This is a genomic window from Micromonospora sp. NPDC049171 (assembly GCF_040648275.1).
GTDB lineage: Bacteria > Actinomycetota > Actinomycetes > Mycobacteriales > Micromonosporaceae > Micromonospora.
Genome location: NZ_JBEZDJ010000023.1, coordinates 39,939 through 55,810, shown reverse-complemented (window position 1 = coordinate 55,810; position 15,872 = coordinate 39,939). Strand labels below are relative to the sequence as shown.

The 15,872-nt window shown below is 69.4% G+C and carries 17 protein-coding genes; 2 read left to right on the top strand and 15 right to left on the bottom strand.

Annotation, left to right across the window (positions count from 1 at the left end):
- Positions 1 to 23: 23 nt before the first annotated feature.
- Both AB0B14_RS26415 and murA read right to left on the bottom strand, forming a co-directional pair.
- On the bottom strand, positions 24 to 872 hold the full coding sequence (locus AB0B14_RS26415) for a 3-hydroxyacyl-CoA dehydrogenase family protein (protein ID WP_357066897.1): 849 nt from the start codon (positions 870 to 872) through the stop codon (positions 24 to 26).
- Between the two features lie 163 nt (positions 873 to 1,035).
- On the bottom strand, positions 1,036 to 2,478 hold the full coding sequence (murA, locus tag AB0B14_RS26410) for a UDP-N-acetylglucosamine 1-carboxyvinyltransferase (RefSeq protein WP_357524738.1): 1,443 nt from the start codon (positions 2,476 to 2,478) through the stop codon (positions 1,036 to 1,038).
- Here murA and AB0B14_RS26405 point away from each other — a divergent pair.
- The gene (locus AB0B14_RS26405; RefSeq protein WP_357524736.1) at positions 2,477 to 3,049 is read left to right on the top strand and encodes a cob(I)yrinic acid a,c-diamide adenosyltransferase; all 573 of its coding nucleotides are present in this window, start codon (positions 2,477 to 2,479) and stop codon (positions 3,047 to 3,049) included. The genes murA and AB0B14_RS26405 overlap by 2 nt on opposite strands.
- 334 nt (positions 3,050 to 3,383) lie before the next feature.
- On the opposite strand, the gene AB0B14_RS26400 is transcribed toward AB0B14_RS26405, so the two are convergent.
- The 13 genes from AB0B14_RS26400 to glyA form a co-directional block, all read right to left on the bottom strand.
- Entirely contained in the window at positions 3,384 to 3,839 is a 456-nt protein-coding gene (locus AB0B14_RS26400; protein WP_357066891.1) for a DUF2550 domain-containing protein, read from the bottom strand.
- Between the two features lie 12 nt (positions 3,840 to 3,851).
- The gene (locus tag AB0B14_RS26395; protein WP_357066889.1) at positions 3,852 to 4,133 is read right to left on the bottom strand and encodes a F0F1 ATP synthase subunit epsilon; all 282 of its coding nucleotides are present in this window, start codon (positions 4,131 to 4,133) and stop codon (positions 3,852 to 3,854) included.
- Between the two features lie 88 nt (positions 4,134 to 4,221).
- Positions 4,222 to 5,367 carry an LCP family protein gene (locus AB0B14_RS26390; RefSeq protein WP_357524797.1) on the bottom strand — a complete coding sequence of 382 codons (1,146 nt, stop codon included), beginning with the start codon at positions 5,365 to 5,367 and terminating at the stop codon, positions 4,222 to 4,224.
- 223 nt (positions 5,368 to 5,590) lie between these two features.
- On the bottom strand, positions 5,591 to 7,027 hold the full coding sequence (gene atpD, locus AB0B14_RS26385) for a F0F1 ATP synthase subunit beta (protein WP_357066887.1): 1,437 nt from the start codon (positions 7,025 to 7,027) through the stop codon (positions 5,591 to 5,593).
- Positions 7,027 to 7,956: a F0F1 ATP synthase subunit gamma gene (locus AB0B14_RS26380; RefSeq protein ID WP_357066885.1), complete on the bottom strand. Its 930-nt coding sequence runs from the start codon at positions 7,954 to 7,956 to the stop codon at positions 7,027 to 7,029. Before AB0B14_RS26380 ends, atpD begins: the two co-directional genes overlap by 1 nt.
- A 4-nt stretch (positions 7,957 to 7,960) precedes the next feature.
- Positions 7,961 to 9,613: a F0F1 ATP synthase subunit alpha gene (gene atpA, locus AB0B14_RS26375; RefSeq protein ID WP_357066883.1), complete on the bottom strand. Its 1,653-nt coding sequence runs from the start codon at positions 9,611 to 9,613 to the stop codon at positions 7,961 to 7,963.
- Between the two features lie 118 nt (positions 9,614 to 9,731).
- Positions 9,732 to 10,553, bottom strand: coding sequence for a F0F1 ATP synthase subunit delta (locus AB0B14_RS26370; RefSeq protein WP_357066881.1), 822 nt, complete (start codon positions 10,551 to 10,553; stop codon positions 9,732 to 9,734).
- Complete coding sequence (locus AB0B14_RS26365) at positions 10,553 to 11,092, bottom strand: F0F1 ATP synthase subunit B (RefSeq protein ID WP_357066879.1); 540 nt, start codon at positions 11,090 to 11,092, stop codon at positions 10,553 to 10,555. Before AB0B14_RS26365 ends, AB0B14_RS26370 begins: the two co-directional genes overlap by 1 nt.
- Before the next feature lie 28 nt (positions 11,093 to 11,120).
- On the bottom strand, positions 11,121 to 11,363 hold the full coding sequence (locus AB0B14_RS26360; RefSeq protein ID WP_357066878.1) for an ATP synthase F0 subunit C: 243 nt from the start codon (positions 11,361 to 11,363) through the stop codon (positions 11,121 to 11,123).
- Positions 11,364 to 11,429: 66 nt separating this feature from the next.
- Positions 11,430 to 12,227: a F0F1 ATP synthase subunit A gene (gene atpB / locus AB0B14_RS26355; RefSeq protein ID WP_357066876.1), complete on the bottom strand. Its 798-nt coding sequence runs from the start codon at positions 12,225 to 12,227 to the stop codon at positions 11,430 to 11,432.
- Positions 12,228 to 12,238: 11 nt separating this feature from the next.
- On the bottom strand, positions 12,239 to 12,475 hold the full coding sequence (locus AB0B14_RS26350; protein ID WP_357066874.1) for a hypothetical protein: 237 nt from the start codon (positions 12,473 to 12,475) through the stop codon (positions 12,239 to 12,241).
- 189 nt (positions 12,476 to 12,664) lie between these two features.
- Positions 12,665 to 13,090 (bottom strand): hypothetical protein, encoded by a 426-nt coding sequence (locus AB0B14_RS26345; RefSeq protein ID WP_357524733.1) that lies wholly within the window; start codon positions 13,088 to 13,090, stop codon positions 12,665 to 12,667.
- Complete coding sequence (glyA, locus tag AB0B14_RS26340) at positions 13,083 to 14,372, bottom strand: serine hydroxymethyltransferase (protein ID WP_357066870.1); 1,290 nt, start codon at positions 14,370 to 14,372, stop codon at positions 13,083 to 13,085. The genes AB0B14_RS26345 and glyA overlap by 8 nt, the downstream gene beginning before the upstream one ends.
- A gap of 35 nt (positions 14,373 to 14,407) precedes the next feature.
- Between glyA and AB0B14_RS26335 the strand changes: the two genes are divergently transcribed.
- A complete protein-coding gene (locus AB0B14_RS26335; RefSeq protein ID WP_357066868.1) occupies positions 14,408 to 15,871 on the top strand; it encodes an SDR family oxidoreductase in 1,464 nt (487 codons plus the stop codon).
- Position 15,872: the final 1 nt, after the last annotated feature.

The following is a 15,872-nucleotide window of genomic DNA, read 5'->3' as shown; positions in this document are numbered from 1 at the left end:
ACGGGCCCGCGCGGCTGCCGGTCTCAGTACGTGTAGAAACCCTTGCCGCTCTTGCGGCCCAGGTCACCGGCGGTGACCATCCGCTGGAGCAGCTCCGGCGGGAAGAACTTCTCGTCGGCCGTGTCGGCGTAGATGTTCTTCATGGCGTGCAGCAGCACGTCCACGCCGGTGAGGTCGATGGTGGCCAGCGGGCCCATCGCGTGCCCGAAGCCCAGGCGGCAGGCCGTGTCCAGGTCCTCGGCGGACACCACGCCGGACTCCACCAGCTTGGCCGCCTCGGCGACCAGAACGGTGATCAGCCGGGTCGTGACGAAGCCGGCGATGTCCCGGTTGACCACCACCACCGTCTTGCCGACCTCCTCGGCGAAGGTCCGTGCGGTGGCCAGCGTGGCGTCGCTCGTCTTGTAACCGCGGACCAGCTCGCAGAGCTGCATCATCGGCACCGGGGAGAAGAAGTGGGTGCCGACGACCGCCTCCGGCCGCTCGGTCACCGCGGCGATCTGGGTGACCGGAATGGCCGAGGTGTTGGTGGCGAGCACCGCGTCGGCCTTGCAGATCTTGTCGAGGGCGCGGAACACCTCGTGCTTGATCTCCAGCCGCTCGAAGACGGCCTCGACCACGATGTCCGCGTCCGCCGCCGCCTCCAGGTCGGTGGTCGGGGTGATCCGGGCCAGCGTCGACTCGACCTCGGACGCCTCGATCTTGCCCTTCTCGGCGAACTTCTCCAGTGACTTCCGGATGCCGCCGAGCCCTCGGGTGGTGGCCGCGTCGTCCAGGTCGCGCAGCGTCACCTGCCAGCCCGCCTGCGCCGCCACCTGGGCGATGCCGGAGCCCATCAACCCCGCCCCGACGACCGCGAGTCGACCCGCCATCTACTTCTCCCTCGCTGCGATTGGGTGCCTGCCTGGCACCCTAAGGGTCTGTGTCGAAGCCCCGGGCCGGCCCGTGGCGGGCCCAGGACTCTGACACAGACCCTAGTCGGCGAGCCTGAACGATGGCTAAGTGGCGGTCGGGCCGGGTGGCGGGGTTCCGGCCTCAGATCTCCAGCGACGGCTCCTGCGGTGTGGTGCCCCGCTCCACCGCCACCCCGAGCGCCCGCAGGTCGGCCACGAAGTCCGGATAGCCCCGGTCGACGTGATGCACGTGGGAGACCTCGGTGACCCCCAGCGCACACAGCCCGGCGATGATCAGCCCGGCACCGGCACGGATGTCGGTCGCCTGGACCGGGGCACCGGAGAGCCGACCCCGCCCACGGACCACCGCGTGGTGCCCGTCGGTCTTGATGTCCGCGCCGAGCCGCATCATCTCGTTGGCGAACATGAACCGGCCATCGAAGATGTTCTCGGTGATCAGGGAGGCGCCGTCGCTGACCGCGGCCAGCCCGATCGCCATCGGCAGCAGGTCGGTGGCGAAGCCGGGGTACGGCAACGTCACCACGTCCACCGCCCGGGGCCGGTCGTCCATCCGTACCCGGAAGCCGTCCCCCCGGGTCTCCACCAGGCCGCCGGCCGCGACCACCTTGTCCAGCGCGACCTCCAGGTACGCCGGGTCCAGCCCGGTCACCGTCACGTCGCCCCGGGTCATCGCCGCCCCGAACGCCCAGGTGCCGGCGACGATCCGGTCCCCCACCGTGGCGTGCCGGACGGGGTGCAGACCCGGCACGCCGGTGATCCGCAGGGTGGACGTGCCCGCGCCGGAGATCCGGGCGCCCATCTGGTTGAGCATCGTGCAGATGTCGACGATCTCCGGCTCCCGGGCCGCGTTGTCGATCATCGTGACGCCCTGGGCCAGCACCGCCGCCATCACCAGGTTCTCGGTCGCGCCGACGCTGGGAAAATCCAGCACGATCTCCGCGCCACGCAGCCCGTGCGGAGCGGAGGCGATGACGAAGCCGTGCTCACCGGAGATCTCCGCGCCCATCCGGGTCAGCCCGGAGATGTGCATGTCCAGCCCTCGTGACCCGATGGCATCACCGCCGGGATGGGCCACCCGCACGTACCCCCGGCGGGCCAGCAGCGGGCCGAGCACACAGATCGAGGCGCGCAACCGGCGAACCAGGTCGTAGTCGGCCTCCGCCCCGGGCTGCTCGGGCACGTCGATGGTCACCGAACGGGACCGGGCCACGCCGCCGCGGGCGACCATCGGGTCGACCGGGTCGTCCGCGTCGAACCGGACGTCGCAGCCCAGCCGACGCAGCACCTCGCCCATGATCGCGATGTCGGTGATCCGGGGAACGTTCGTGATCACGCTGCGGCCCGGGGCGAGCAGCGCGGCGGCCATCAACTTCAGGGCCGAGTTCTTGGCGCCGACCACGTGCACGGTGCCGGCCAGCCGGACGTCACCGTGGACCCGAATGACGTCGACATCGTTGACCGCCGGGTCGCCCGCGTCGCCGGGGCCCACCACCACCGGCCAACTGGGGGCGCTGCCCGGCCGCGCCGGGATGGTCAGGTCGGGAATCCGTAGGCTGTGCGTCATGGCCGTCCACCTCACGCGCATCTACACCAAGGCCGGCGACGCCGGCATGACCAGGCTGAGCAACAACGAGCAGGTGCCGAAGACCGATCCACGGATCGCCGCGTACGCGGACGTCGACGAGTGCAACGCGGCGATCGGCGTCGCGCTCGCCCTGGGCGGGCTCGACCAGGAACTGCGGGACGTGCTGGGGTCGGTGCAGAACGACCTGTTCGACGTCGGCGCCGACCTGTCCACCCCGGTCGAACCGGAGCCGAAGTACCCGCCGCTGCGGGTGACCGAGGAGTACGTCGAGCGCCTGGAAGGCTGGTGCGACGAGTACAACGCACGCCTGAGCAAGCTCGACTCCTTCATCCTCCCCGGCGGCACCGCGGGCGCGGCGCTGCTGCACGTGGCGCGGACCACCGCCCGGCGCGCCGAACGGGCAGCGTGGGCGCTGGTCAGCCACGATCCGGAACGAACCAGCACGCTCCCGGCAAAGTATCTCAACCGGCTCTCCGATCTGCTCTTTATCCTGTCAAGAACGGCAAATCCGGCGGGAGACGTGCTATGGGTGCCGGGCGGCAAGCGCTAGAACGTCGGCGCACCGCACCACGTCGAGGTATGGGTTCCCAATCTGCCCGCCACCACGCGTAGCCAGGGCCCAACTCCCGCCCCCATGATCCACTCGGGATCATGAATACGCGGCATCCGGCCCAGCGGAACACCCCGACTTCAAGAGAGTCGAGTCGAAAACCGCGCCAGACCGACGCACAGCGGCAACATGGGGTTTCCGGGGGAGCCCGCCCGGCGCAGGGATCAAGCCTGACCGCCCGGAGCCGGGTGGGCTCCCCCGGAAACCCCGAGCGCAACCACAAGCGAGCCAGGCGGGGCCCCCAAGAACCCAGGAGCAACCACAGACGACCCGATCAGGCAGCCGGCCAGTCCTGGGAGGCCATACGCGGCGAGACCGCCCCCGGAGGGGCGGCCTCGAGCCAGGACAGGAAACCGGTAACGGTCGACCGCGCCATGGCGATCTCCACCGGTGCGTGGTGACTGGTACAGCGGAGGATCACCCAGTCGGCCGGCATGGAGAGCCGTTCCTGACCCTCCGGGAGTCGTCGGCGCTCGACCGCCAAATCTTTGCGGGAGAGAACCCGCTTGGGTCGGATCGCGAAGCTGAACATCCTGTACCACCGCAGTTCGTCACCGGCGAACCGGCCGAAGCCGGGCGACCAGCCACGGCCGTCGAGCATGGTGGTGACGCGGACGCTGAGCCGGATGATGCCACCGCTGCGGGTGACCAGGGCTCGCCGGACGAAGAGGGTGAGCAGCGCGCCGACGATGACGACAACGCCGATCCCGATTCCTTCGACGATGTCCATCCCCGGTGTGACTCAGCGGCTCTGCGCGGAGACCGGGGTTGCGCTCTCGGCCAGCACGATGACGCCGTCGGCGCTCACCGAGAGGAAGCCGCCGGCCACCTCGTAGGAGACCTGCTCACCGCCGGCGAGCTTGATGCGGACCTGACCGGGCTCCGCGAGCTGGCCGAGCAGCGGCGCGTGCCCCGGCAGGACACCGAGCTCGCCTTCGGTCGTCCGGGCGACGAGCATCTCTGCGTCACCGGACCAGACCTTCTCCTCGACGGCGACGAGCTCGACGTGAAGCTGCTTTGCCACGCTGTCTCCTTGCTGCGGCGACGGATTGCCGAAAGTCTAGCCTGACGCACAGGCGCTCCCAACGCGGGTGGCGAGAACCGCGTCACGACTACTTGGTCTTGTTGACGAAGTCCGGATGCTCCAGCAGGAACGGATCGAGCTGCTCGCTGTGCAGGGCGGTGAAGAAGTCCGCAACGGCCGGCTGGAACTGCTCGCCGAGATAGACACCCCTGTTGTTCGTGAGTTCACCACCGGCGAGCTTGATCATTTGGATGGTGTTGGGGCGGATGTCCTTCAGGGCGAGCCCGAAGTCGACAACGCTGCTGCCCCGACCGTTGAAGATCAGCGACTGGCCGGCGGCGCGGAGCACCTTGTCCAACTTGATCGGGTTGGCCACCACGTCGGCGCTGAACGCCTGGCCGACCATGGCCTTGACGAACTGCTGCTGGTGGCGCTGCCGGCCGTAGTCGGAGTCCGGGACGCCGTTCTTCGGATAACGCTGCCGGACGTAGTCCAGGGCCTGCCACCCGCTGAGGTGTTGGTTGCCCTTCTTGTAGATCGCCTGCGGGCCGACGTAGCCCTCGCCGTACGTCTTGCCCGGCCGCGGCTTACCGTCGGGCTGCTTGTGCTCGGACTTGACCTCGCGCTCGATGTACATGTCGACGCCGCCCATGGCATCGACGATCTTCTGGAAGCCGGTGAAGTTGATGATGGCGCCGGCGTCGAACCGTTTGATGCCTGTCACGTTCTGCACCGTGGTGGCCAGCAGTTCGAAGCCGCGCGCCGCGTCGGGGTTCGCTCCCGGCACCTTGCTGCCGAACGACATGGCGGCGTTGATCTTCGTGGTCTCGCCAGGGAAGTTGGCCTTCTTGAACGCCGGGATGGGCACGTAGAGGTCGCGCGGCAGCGAGAACAGGTAGGCCCGGTCCATCGAGGCCGGCACGTGCAACACCATGATCGAGTCGGCCAACGGCGCGGCCGTGGGCGTACGCGGGTCGATGCCGACGAGCAGGATGTTGAGTGGGCCCTTGATGTCGCTCTTCTTCGGCTGGGCGCCGGCCGCCTGGTCGCCGAACAGGTCAGCCTTGCCGACGGCGCCCTCGTAGCGGGCCATCAGGACCTCCGCGCCGACCAGCACCGCACCGCTGAGCACGACCAGCACGGTGCCGAACACCGTGCAGATCCTGGCCCAGCGCGGGACGCCCCGCCAGACGGACGACTTGCGGCCACGCTTGCCGGCCTTACCCACGAGCAGCTCCGTTCGTTACGCCCACACGAGGGAAGACGGGCGCACGTCGTCGAAAGGTTGCAAAGATCAACGCTCGTCGGGTGAGCGTGCGGATCGACCGTATCTCGGGTGGCGCGCAACGAACGACCCCGAGTAACGGACCGCGACGATGGTAAGACGCGAAGGTGAACAAAAGACTGCCCCGGCATTGCCGGGGCAGTCTTTTTGTTACGGGTCGAATCGGGGCTGATCAGCCCTTCATCAGCTCCTCAGCCTTGCGCTCCAGGTCCTCAAGACCGCCGCACATGAAGAACGCCTGCTCGGGGAAGTGATCGTACTCACCCTCGCTGATCTTCCGGAACGCCTCGATGGTCTCCTTGATCGGGACCGTCGAGCCCGGTACGCCGGTGAACTGCTCCGCCGCGTAGGTGTTCTGCGAGAGGAAGCGCTCGATCCGCCGGGCCCGCGCCACGGTGATCTTGTCTTCCTCGGAGAGCTCCTCGATACCGAGGATGGCGATGATGTCCTGCAGGTCGCGGTAGCGCTGCAGGATCCGCTTCACCTCGGTGGCGACCTGGAAGTGCTCCTGACCGACGAACTCCGGGGCGAGGATCCGGGACGAGGACGCCAGCGGGTCGACCGCCGGGTAGATGCCCTTGTCGGAGATCGACCGCTCCAGGTTGGTGGTCGCGTCCAGGTGGGCGAACGTGGTGGCCGGGGCGGGGTCGGTGTAGTCGTCCGCCGGCACGTAGATCGCCTGCATGGAGGTGATGGCCTGGCCCCGGACCGAGGTGATCCGCTCCTGGAGCTCGCCCATCTCGTCGGCCAGGGTCGGCTGGTAACCCACGGCGCTCGGCATCCGGCCGAGCAGGGTGGACACCTCGGAACCGGCCTGCGTGAAGCGGAAGATGTTGTCGATGAAGAGCAGCACCTCCTGCTTCTTCACGTCGCGGAAGTACTCCGCCATGGTCAGCGCGGAGAGCGCCACCCGCAGCCGGGTGCCCGGCGGCTCGTCCATCTGGCCGTAGACAAGTGCGGTCTTGTCGATGACGCCGGACTCGGTCATCTCGGCGATGAGGTCGTTGCCCTCACGGGTGCGCTCACCCACGCCGGCGAACACCGAGGTACCACCGAAGTTGCGGGCAACCCGGGTGATCATCTCCTGGATGAGCACCGTCTTGCCCACGCCCGCGCCGCCGAACAGGCCGATCTTGCCGCCCTTGACGTACGGGGCGAGCAGGTCGATGACCTTGATGCCGGTCTCCAGCATCTCGGTCTTCGGCTCCAGGTCCGCGAAGGCCGGGGCCTTGCGGTGGATGCCCCACCGGTCGTCGGCCTCGAACGTCTCGCCCTCTTTGAGGTTGAGCACCTCGCCGATCGCGTTGAACACGTGGCCCTTGACCGCGTCGCCCACCGGCACCGTGATCGGCTCACCGCGGTCGCGCACCTCGGCGCCACGGACCAGACCGTCGGTCGGCTGCATCGAGATGGCACGGACCAGGTTGTCACCCAGGTGCTGGGCGACCTCCAGGGTCAGCGTCTTCTCACCGCCGGACAGGTTCACCGTGACGTTGAGGGCGTTGAACAGGGGCGGCATGGCGTCGCGCGGGAATTCGGCGTCGACGACCGGGCCGATGACCCGGACCACGCGACCCGTGGCCGTCTTGGTCTCTACTGGTGCAGTCATCACACTTCACTTCCCGACGCGGCCAGCGCGTTGGCGCCGCCGACGATCTCGCTGATCTCCTGGGTGATCCCGGCCTGGCGAGCCGAGTTCATCTCGCGCGTGTACTTCTCGATCATCTCTTCGGCGTTGTCGGTGGCGCTCTTCATCGCCCGCCGCCGTGCCGCCGACTCACTCGCCGCCGACTCGATCAACGCCGCGTAGATCCGCGTGTTGATGTACCTCGGCAGGAGCGCGTCGAGCAGCGCCTCCGCCTCCGGCTCGAACTCGTACGCCGGCAGCAGCCCCTCGGAGGGCGGCCGGTCCTCCACCTGCATCGGACCAATGATCTTGGTAACCGGGTTCTGCGTCATGAGCGAGTGGAACTCGGTGTAGACGATGTGCAACTCGTCGACGCCGAGCACCCCGTCCGCCCCGGCACTGCCGTCGGCGTCGTCCGCACCGGCCGTGAACGCCTTGATCAGCGTCTCACCGACGGTACGGGCGTCCTCGAACGACGGCTGCTCACTGAAGCCGGTCCAGTTCGCCTCGATCGGCCGGTTGCGGAACCGGTAGAACCCGACGCCCTTACGCCCGATCACGTAGAGCACCGGCTCCTTGCCGTCCGCCTTGAGCCGCGCGATCAGCGACTCCGCCATCCTGATCGCGTTGGAGCTGTAGCCGCCGGCCAGACCACGGTCACTGGTGACCAGCAGGACGCCCGCCCGCCGCACCCGCTCGCGCGGGGTGAGCAGCGGGTGGTCGATCCGAGCGTTGGACGCCAGCGCCGTGAGCACACCGGTGATGGCCTGGGCGTACGGCAGGGACGCCTGCACCCGGGCCTGAGCCTTGGCGATCCGGCTCGTCGCCACGAGCTCCATCGCCTTGGTGATCTTCTTCATCGACTTCGCCGAGCGGATCCGTTGACGAAGAACGCGTACCTGGGCGGCCATCAGATCAGCTCTCGGCCGGGCGGTCGGTCGCGCTGTCGCGGAAGCGGGTCACCGTCTCGCGGTTCTCGTCGCCCTCAAGCGGTGCGGCCGGCGCGTCGTTGACCGTGCGCTCGTCGTCCTTGTTGAGGAAGACCTGCTTGAACTCGGCGATCGCCGCGTCCAGCGAGCCGACGATGTCGTCGCCCCACTGGTTGTCGGCGATCCCGGCCAGCACACCCTGGTGCTTGTGCCGCAGGTACTGGAGGAACTCCGCCTCGAAGCGACGGACCTCGCCCACCGGGATGTCGTCGAGCTTGCCCTCGACACCGGCCCAGACCGAGACGACCTCCTGCTCGACCGGGAACGGCGAGTAGTTCGGCTGCTTGAGCAGCTCGACGAGGCGTACACCGCGGTCGAGCTGGGCCCGGGAGGCCCGGTCCAGGTCGGAGGCGAAGGCGGCGAACGCCTCCAGCTCGCGGTACTGGGCGAGGTTGAGCCGCAGCGAACCGGCGACCTTGCGCATCGGCTTCACCTGCGCGGCACCACCGACCCGGGAGACCGAGGTGCCGACGTTGATCGCCGGACGGACGCCCTGGTTGAACAGGTCGGTCTCCAGGAAGATCTGGCCGTCGGTGATCGAGATGACGTTGGTCGGGATGAAGGCCGAGATGTCGTTGGCCTTCGTCTCGATGATCGGCAGACCGGTCATCGAGCCGCCACCCAGCTCGTCGGAGAGCTTCGCGCAGCGCTCCAGCAGGCGGGAGTGCAGGTAGAAGACGTCACCCGGGTACGCCTCACGGCCCGGCGGGCGACGCAGCAGCAGCGACACGGCGCGGTACGCCTCGGCCTGCTTGCTCAGGTCGTCGAAGACGATCAGGACGTGCTTGCCGCCGTACATCCAGTGCTGCCCGATGGACGAGCCGGTGTACGGGGCCAGGTACTTGAAGCCGGCCGGGTCGGACGCCGGGGAGGCCACGATGGTCGTGTACTCCATCGCGCCGGCCTCTTCCAGCTGGCCCTTGATCGAGGCGATCGTGGAGGCCTTCTGACCGATGGCGACGTAGATGCAGCGGACCTGCTTCTTCGGGTCGCCGGTGCGCCAGTTGTCCCGCTGGTTGAGGATCGCGTCCAGGGCGACGGTGGTCTTACCGGTCTTACGGTCACCGATGATCAGCTGCCGCTGGCCCCGACCGATCGGGGTCATCGCGTCGATGGCCTTGATGCCGGTCTGCAGCGGCTCGAACACCGACTGGCGGGACATCACGTTCGGAGCCTGCAGCTCCAGCTCGCGGAAGCCCTCGTTGGCGATGTCGCCGAGGCCGTCGATCGGCTTGCCGAGCGCGTCGACCACGCGGCCGAGGAAGGCATCGCCGACCGGAACGGAGAGAACCCGCTCGGTGCGCTTGACGCGCTGCCCCTCCTCCAGCTTGGCGGAGTCACCGAGAACGACGACACCGATCTCCCGGACGTCGAGGTTCAACGCCACGCCGAGCGTGCCGTCCTCGAACTCCAGGAGCTCGTTGGTCATGGTCGAGGGCAGGCCCTCGACGTGGGCGATGCCGTCACCGGTGTCGGCGACGGTGCCGACCTCCTCGCGGGAGACGTCGGACGAGTAGGAAGAGACGTAGCGCTCCAGGGCGCCGCGGATCTCCTCCGTCGAGATGGTCAGCTCGGCCATCCTCTGCTTCCTTAAAATTCAGGGGCCCGGGATACCTAGTACCGACCGGTCCGAATGGCGTCTGTCATTCCGGGCGCTGCGGCGGCGAAGCCACCGCATTGCTGGGCGGCGAAGCCGTTCAGCGCTTCGCGAGCGCGTTGCGGGTCTCGTTGAGGCGGCGCAGGATGGTGCCGTCGTACAGGTCGGAACCGACCCGCACACTCACGCCACCCAGGACGTGCGGGTCGACCGTCTGCTTGACGGAGACCTCTCGACCGTATATCGCGGCGAGGCTCGCACCCAGCCGGCGTTCGTCCTCGTCACTCAACGGGGCCGCGACTGTCACGTACGCCACCTGCCGGTCGCTCCGCTCGGCGGCGAGCTCCACCAGCCGGGTCAACGCGCCGGTGAAGGAGCGCCCCCCGAACCCGCTGAGCGCCACCTCGACGAGGCGGACGGTGACCGGGCGGGCCTTGTCGGCGAGCAGCTCGCGGGCCAGGGTGGCCCGCTGCTCGACCGGGGCGACCGGGTCGGCGAGCGTGTTGCCCAACGCCGACTGACCGGCCACGACCTGACCGAAGCGGAACAGCTCGTCCTCGACCTCGCCCAGCTCTCCGGCGGAGTCGGCGCTGGCCAGCAGCGCCTCCACGCCGAGCCGCTCGGCACCGTCGAGCAGCTCCGACGGTGCCGACCACCGGCCGGCGACGAGCGACACGAGCAGGTCGAGCGCGTCCGCGCCGATCCGCCCGCCCAGCATGTCGCCGAGCAGGGCCCCGCGGTCCTCGCCGGACCGGGACGGCTCGGAGAGCGCCCGGCGCAGCCGCGGCTCACGCCGCAGCAGGGTCGCCACGGAGAGGATGGCGTCGGCGGTGGAGGCCACCGCCGACGGCTCCGCGCCGCGGACGTACGCGTCGAGGCGCTCGGCCGCGACCTTGTACGACTCCCGGCTGGCGGCCTGCATCAGCGGGCCCCCGTGCTCTCGAGGCCGCTCAGGAACCGGTCGACGGTGCCCTTGCGTCGCGCCTCGTCGGCCAGCGACTCGCCAACGATCTTGCTGGCCAGGTCCACCGCGATCGTGCCGACCTCGGCGCGCAGCTCGCGCACGATGGTGGCCCGCTCGGCGGCGAGTGCGTCCTTGCCCGCCTGGATGACCCGGTCGGACTCTTCCCGCGCCTTGGCGAGGATGTCCTGTCGGATCCCCTCGGCGTCGGCCCGCGCGTCGTCACGGATCTTGGCGGCGTCGGTCCGGGCCTCAGCGAGCTGGGCACGGTACTGCTCGAGCAGCTGGTTCGCCTCGGCCTGGGCGGCCTCGGCACGCTTGATGCCGCCCTCGATCGCGTCGACCCGAGCCTGGAACGTCTGCTCCATGCGGGGGAAGACGAACTTCATCAGCACGAAGCAGAGCACGGCGAAGGCAACCGAACCGACGATCAGCTCCTGCCAGAGCGGGATGATCGGGTTGTGGGTCGTCTCACCACCCTCGGCGGCAAGGAAGTACATGGGAAACCTCCCGGTCAGAGGGGCTGGATCAGCCGGCGGTGCCGGACCAGACGAAGCCGAACGCGACACCCAGCAGCGCCAGGGCCTCGATAACGGCGAAGCCGATCCAGACGTACGGCAGGGTCATCCGGGACGACTCCGGCTGGCGGGCGGTCGACTGGATGTAGGCGGCGAAGACCAGGCCGACGCCGATGCCCGGGCCGATAGCCGCGAGGCCGTAGCCGATGGCGGCGGTGCTGCCGGTTACTTCGGCGAGAACGCTAGCGTCCATTGGTGGTTCCTCCTGGTGATCACGCGTGACTGTCACGCGGGACGACAACGGTTGGTGCGAAGTGGATCAGTGCCCGTCGGCGAGCGAGCCCTGCACGTAGCTCGCGGACAGCACCGTGAAGACGTAGGCCTGCAGAACGATCACCAGGAACTCGAGGAAGGTGAGCGCCACGGTCATCACCCAGGACAGCACCGACACCGGCGCCAGCCAGGCGTTCGACTGGATCATCGCGAACCCGCCGAGCGTGAAGACCAGCAGGATCATGTGACCCGCGAACATGTTCGCGAAGAGACGGACGGCCAGAGTGAACGGCCGGAAGAGGAAGGTCGAGGCGAACTCGATCGGAACCAGGATCGGCAGGATGTACCACGGAGCCGGCGGGATCATCGCCGACTTGAAGTACTTGAAGAAGCCGTGCTTGCGGATGCCGATCCAGATGAACATCACGTAACTGATGGCGGTGAGGATCACCGGGAACGCGATGTGCGAGTTCGGAGAGATCTGGAAAACCGGCACGATCGCGAACAGGTTCGTCACCAGGATGAAGCAGAACAGCGTGGTGAAGTACGGAGCGAACCGCACACCCGCGTGCCCGATCATGTCGACCGCGATGTTGTTCCGCACGAAACCGTAGATCGACTCGGCGAGCCACTGCTTCTTGGTCGGCACGAGCTGCGGCTTCCGGTACGTCGCCAGGAAGAAGATGATCAGGACGCCGACCGCGATCCAGACCATCGCCGTGATCTTGGTGAACCAGTAGGAGTCGTGTGCGCCCCAAGGCAGGATGCTGGGCAGGTAGAAGTCTTCCACGCTGGGTGGGAATATCGCCTGGCCCGCTGCCAGAACGTTCGCCTGTCCGAACACCGCGTCCCTTCCTAAGTAGGCGTGCCGAGCCGGCGGACGACCAGGATGATGCCCCCGGTCATGCCGAGCACGACGCCGATGCCGGTGGCGATGCCGCCGGTCTCGAGCCACTGGTCGACCAGCCAGCCAACGAAACCCCACACGAGCATGCCTCCGATGAGGTAGCTGAGCGCGGTCCAACCCTGACCGGCGCCGGACGGAATGTCGTCCGGTTCGCCGGCGGGACGGGGGGTTTGGTCACCAGCCATGACGGGGCGAACGATATCAGCCGGGAAGACGAGGCTGTGCCTCACCCCCCGCACAACCGTCGTTGTGTGGGCACTTCGTGGGCTCCGTCGTCTGTGGGCACGGTACTCCCCTTCCGCCCGTCGCAAAATGACCGGAGGCCGACACGTTGCCGCGCGTCCGACAGGTGGGACGACCGGGTCGTGGCCAGGTCAGTCCCGCGGTCGGCGAGCGTGCACCGTGGTCAGCCACCAGATGTGCACCGCCGTCCACACTGCCACCCCGGCAACGATGCCGAGGCAGAGCGGGATCAATCCGGCCCAACCGGACGAGGCCACCGCCACCATCACCACACCCAGGAGGGTGAACTTCACCGCGTACAGGCCCAGCCCCAGCGGCAGCAGCAACTGTGGGTTGATCTGGTCGGCCCAGGCCAGCACCACTGTCGTGAGGGTGTAGCTGAGCACCGTGACGCCCACGCCAGCCGCCGCGCCGAGCGCGGCCGTCGCGCCGCCGGTCGCCCCGCCCACCACCGCGGCGAGCACCGCCAACGCCGCCGACGCACCCAACAGGACCGGCAGGTGCCGCAGCCGCCACCGCCGATCGGTCTCGGGCGCGACCACCCCGGGCTCAGCCACGGGGGTACGCCGGAAACGCCGCGACCAGCTCGGCCACCTCGGCACCGATCCGGGTCAGCTCGTCGGCACCACCCGGTGCTCCGGGATCGGTGCGCACCGCGCGGGTGATGAGGGTGGCCACCTGCCGCAGCTCCCCCTCCCGCATGCCCTGGGTGGTCACGCTCGGAGTGCCCACCCGCAGGCCGGAGGCCACCATCGGCGGCTGCGGGTCGTACGGGATGGCGTTCTTGTTCAGGGTGATCGACGCGGCGTCGCAGCGTCGCTCGGCCTCCGCGCCGGTCACCCCCACCTCCCGCAGGTCGATCAGGGCGAGGTGGGTGTCCGTGCCACCGGACACCTGGCGCATCCCCTCGTCGGCCAACCCGGCCGCGAGCGCCTGGGCGTTGCTGACCACCTGCCGGGCGTACGTCTGGAACTCGGGCTGGGCGGCCTCGCGTAGCGCGACCGCCTTGGCCGCGACGGCGTGCATCAGCGGGCCACCCTGGGTGAACGGGAAGACCGCCTTGTCGATCCGCTGGGCCAGCGACTCCCGGCAGAGGATCATGCCGCCGCGCGGGCCGCGCAACACCTTGTGGGTGGTGGCGCAGACGACGTCCGCGTACGGCACCGGGGACGGGATCGCCCGGCCGGCGACCAGGCCGATGAAGTGCGCGGCGTCCACCATCAGGTACGCCCCCACCTCGTCGGCGATCTCCCGGAACCGGGCGAAGTCGATCAGACGGGGGTACGCGGTCGCGCCACAGATGATCAGCTTGGGTCGGTGCGTCCGCGCCAGATCCCGTACCTCGTCGTAGTCGATCAGCTCGGTGTCCGGGCGGACCGGGTAACCGACCGGGCGGAACCACTTGCCGGAGAAGTTCACCCGGCTGCCGTGGGTGAGGTGCCCGCCGTGCGGCAGGTCCATCGCCAGCACGGTGTCCCCCGGCTGCACCAGCGCGGCGTACGCGGCCAGGTTGGCGCTCGCCCCGGAGTGCGGCTGGAGGTTGGCGTGCTCGGCCCCGAAGAGCTCCTTGGCCCGGGCGATGCCGATCTCCTCGGCCCGGTCCACCTCGGCGCAGCCGCCGTAGTAGCGCCGGCCCGGATAGCCCTCGGCGTACTTGTTGGTGAGCGTCGAACCGAGCGCGGCCAGCACCGCCGGCGAGGTCAGGTTTTCGCTGGCGATGAGCTGCAGGCCACCCCGCAACCGGTCCAGCTCGCCGAGGACCACCCCGGCGATCTCCGGGTCGGTGGCCCTGAGCTGGGCGAAATCCGGCCCCCAGAAGGTGCTCGTCTCGGTCTCCACAGCGAACGAGTCTAGGGGGCCGCACACTGGGACCTGTGAGATGCCTGGTCACCGGAGCCACCGGATACATCGGCGGGCGGCTGACGCCGCTGCTGCTCGCCGAGGGTCACACCGTGCGGTGCCTGGCCCGCAAGGCGGTCCGGCTGCGCGATGTGCCCTGGGCCTCGGCGGCCGAGATCGTCGAGGGGGACCTGAGCCGGCCGGACACGTTGCCCGCCGCCTTCGCCGACGTGGACGTCGCGTACTTCCTGGTGCACTCACTCGGCCGGCCCGACTTCGAGGCGGCCGACCGGGCGGCGGCGACGAACTTCGCGGCGGCGGCCCGCGCGGCGGGCGTACGCCGAATCGTCTACCTGGGCGGGCCGCAGCCGGCGTCCGACGCGGAGGTCCCCTCCCCGCACCTGCGGTCCCGCGCCGAGGTGGGCCGGATCCTGCTGGCCAGCGGTGTGCCCACGGCGGTGCTCCGGGCCGCGGTGATCATCGGCTCCGGCTCGGCGTCGTTCGAGATGCTGCGGTACCTCACCGAGCGGCTGCCCGCCATGGTCACCCCCCGCTGGGTGCGCAACCGGATCCAACCCATCGCGGTCCGCGACGTGCTGCGCTACCTGGCCGGCTGCGTCGACCTGCCGCCGGACGTCAGCCGGGGCTTCGACATCGCCGGACCCGACGTGCTGACCTTCCGCGAGATGATGCAGCGCTACGCCCGGGTGGCCGGGCTGCGCCGGCGGATCATCGTGCCGGTCCGCCCGCTCACCCCGTCGCTCTCCTCGCACTGGGTCGGCCTGATCACCCCGGTGCCGAACGCGATCGCCCGCCCCCTGGTGGAGAGCCTGATCCACGAGGCGGTCGCCCACGAACACGACATCGCCCGGTACGTTCCCGACCCGTCCGGCGGGCTGACCGGCTTCGACAACGCGGTGGCGCTGGCGCTCGCCAAGGTCCGGGACGCCCAGGTGGAGACCCGCTGGTCGACCGCGAGCGGCCCGGACGCGCCCGCCGAGCCACTGCCCAGTGACCCGGGCTGGTCCGGCGGCACCGCCTACACCGACGTCCGGGAGAGAACCGTGGACGCGCCGGCCGTGGCGCTCTGGCGGGTCATCGAGGGGGTCGGCGGCGAACACGGCTGGTACTCGTTCCCACTCGCCTGGTCGGTGCGCGGCTGGCTGGACCGGCTGGTCGGCGGGGTCGGGCTGCGTCGCGGCCGACGGGACCCGCACCGCCTCCAGGTCGGCGAGGCGCTGGACTTCTGGCGGGTCGAGGAGATCGTCCCCGGCGAGCTGCTGCGCCTGCGCGCCGAGATGCGGCTGCCCGGCCGGGCCTGGTTGGAGATGCGGGTGCTGCCGGCCGAGGGTGGCCGCAGCCGCTACCAGCAACGCGCGGTCTTCCTGCCCCGCGGCCTGGCCGGCCACGCCTACTGGGGCTCGGTGGCGCCCTTCCACGCGCTGGTCTTCGGCGGAATGGCCCGCAACATAGCCCGCAACGCCGAACAAACTCCCTGAT

Excerpts from the sequence above, each read along its gene's own strand:
- AB0B14_RS26415 (WP_357066897.1), bottom strand. The coding sequence starts at position 872 with ATGGCGGGTCGACTCGCGGTCGTCGGGGCGGGGTTGATGGGCTCCGGC.
- AB0B14_RS26405 (WP_357524736.1), top strand. The coding sequence starts at position 2,477 with ATGGCCGTCCACCTCACGCGCATCTACACCAAGGCCGGCGACGCCGGC.
- murA (WP_357524738.1), bottom strand. The coding sequence starts at position 2,478 with ATGACGCACAGCCTACGGATTCCCGACCTGACCATCCCGGCGCGGCCG.
- AB0B14_RS26400 (WP_357066891.1), bottom strand. The coding sequence starts at position 3,839 with ATGGACATCGTCGAAGGAATCGGGATCGGCGTTGTCGTCATCGTCGGC.
- atpD (WP_357066887.1), bottom strand. The coding sequence starts at position 7,027 with ATGACTGCACCAGTAGAGACCAAGACGGCCACGGGTCGCGTGGTCCGG.
- AB0B14_RS26380 (WP_357066885.1), bottom strand. The coding sequence starts at position 7,956 with ATGGCCGCCCAGGTACGCGTTCTTCGTCAACGGATCCGCTCGGCGAAG.
- atpA (WP_357066883.1), bottom strand. The coding sequence starts at position 9,613 with ATGGCCGAGCTGACCATCTCGACGGAGGAGATCCGCGGCGCCCTGGAG.
- AB0B14_RS26370 (WP_357066881.1), bottom strand. The coding sequence starts at position 10,553 with ATGCAGGCCGCCAGCCGGGAGTCGTACAAGGTCGCGGCCGAGCGCCTC.
- AB0B14_RS26365 (WP_357066879.1), bottom strand. The coding sequence starts at position 11,092 with ATGTACTTCCTTGCCGCCGAGGGTGGTGAGACGACCCACAACCCGATC.
- AB0B14_RS26360 (WP_357066878.1), bottom strand. The coding sequence starts at position 11,363 with ATGGACGCTAGCGTTCTCGCCGAAGTAACCGGCAGCACCGCCGCCATC.
- AB0B14_RS26350 (WP_357066874.1), bottom strand. The coding sequence starts at position 12,475 with ATGGCTGGTGACCAAACCCCCCGTCCCGCCGGCGAACCGGACGACATT.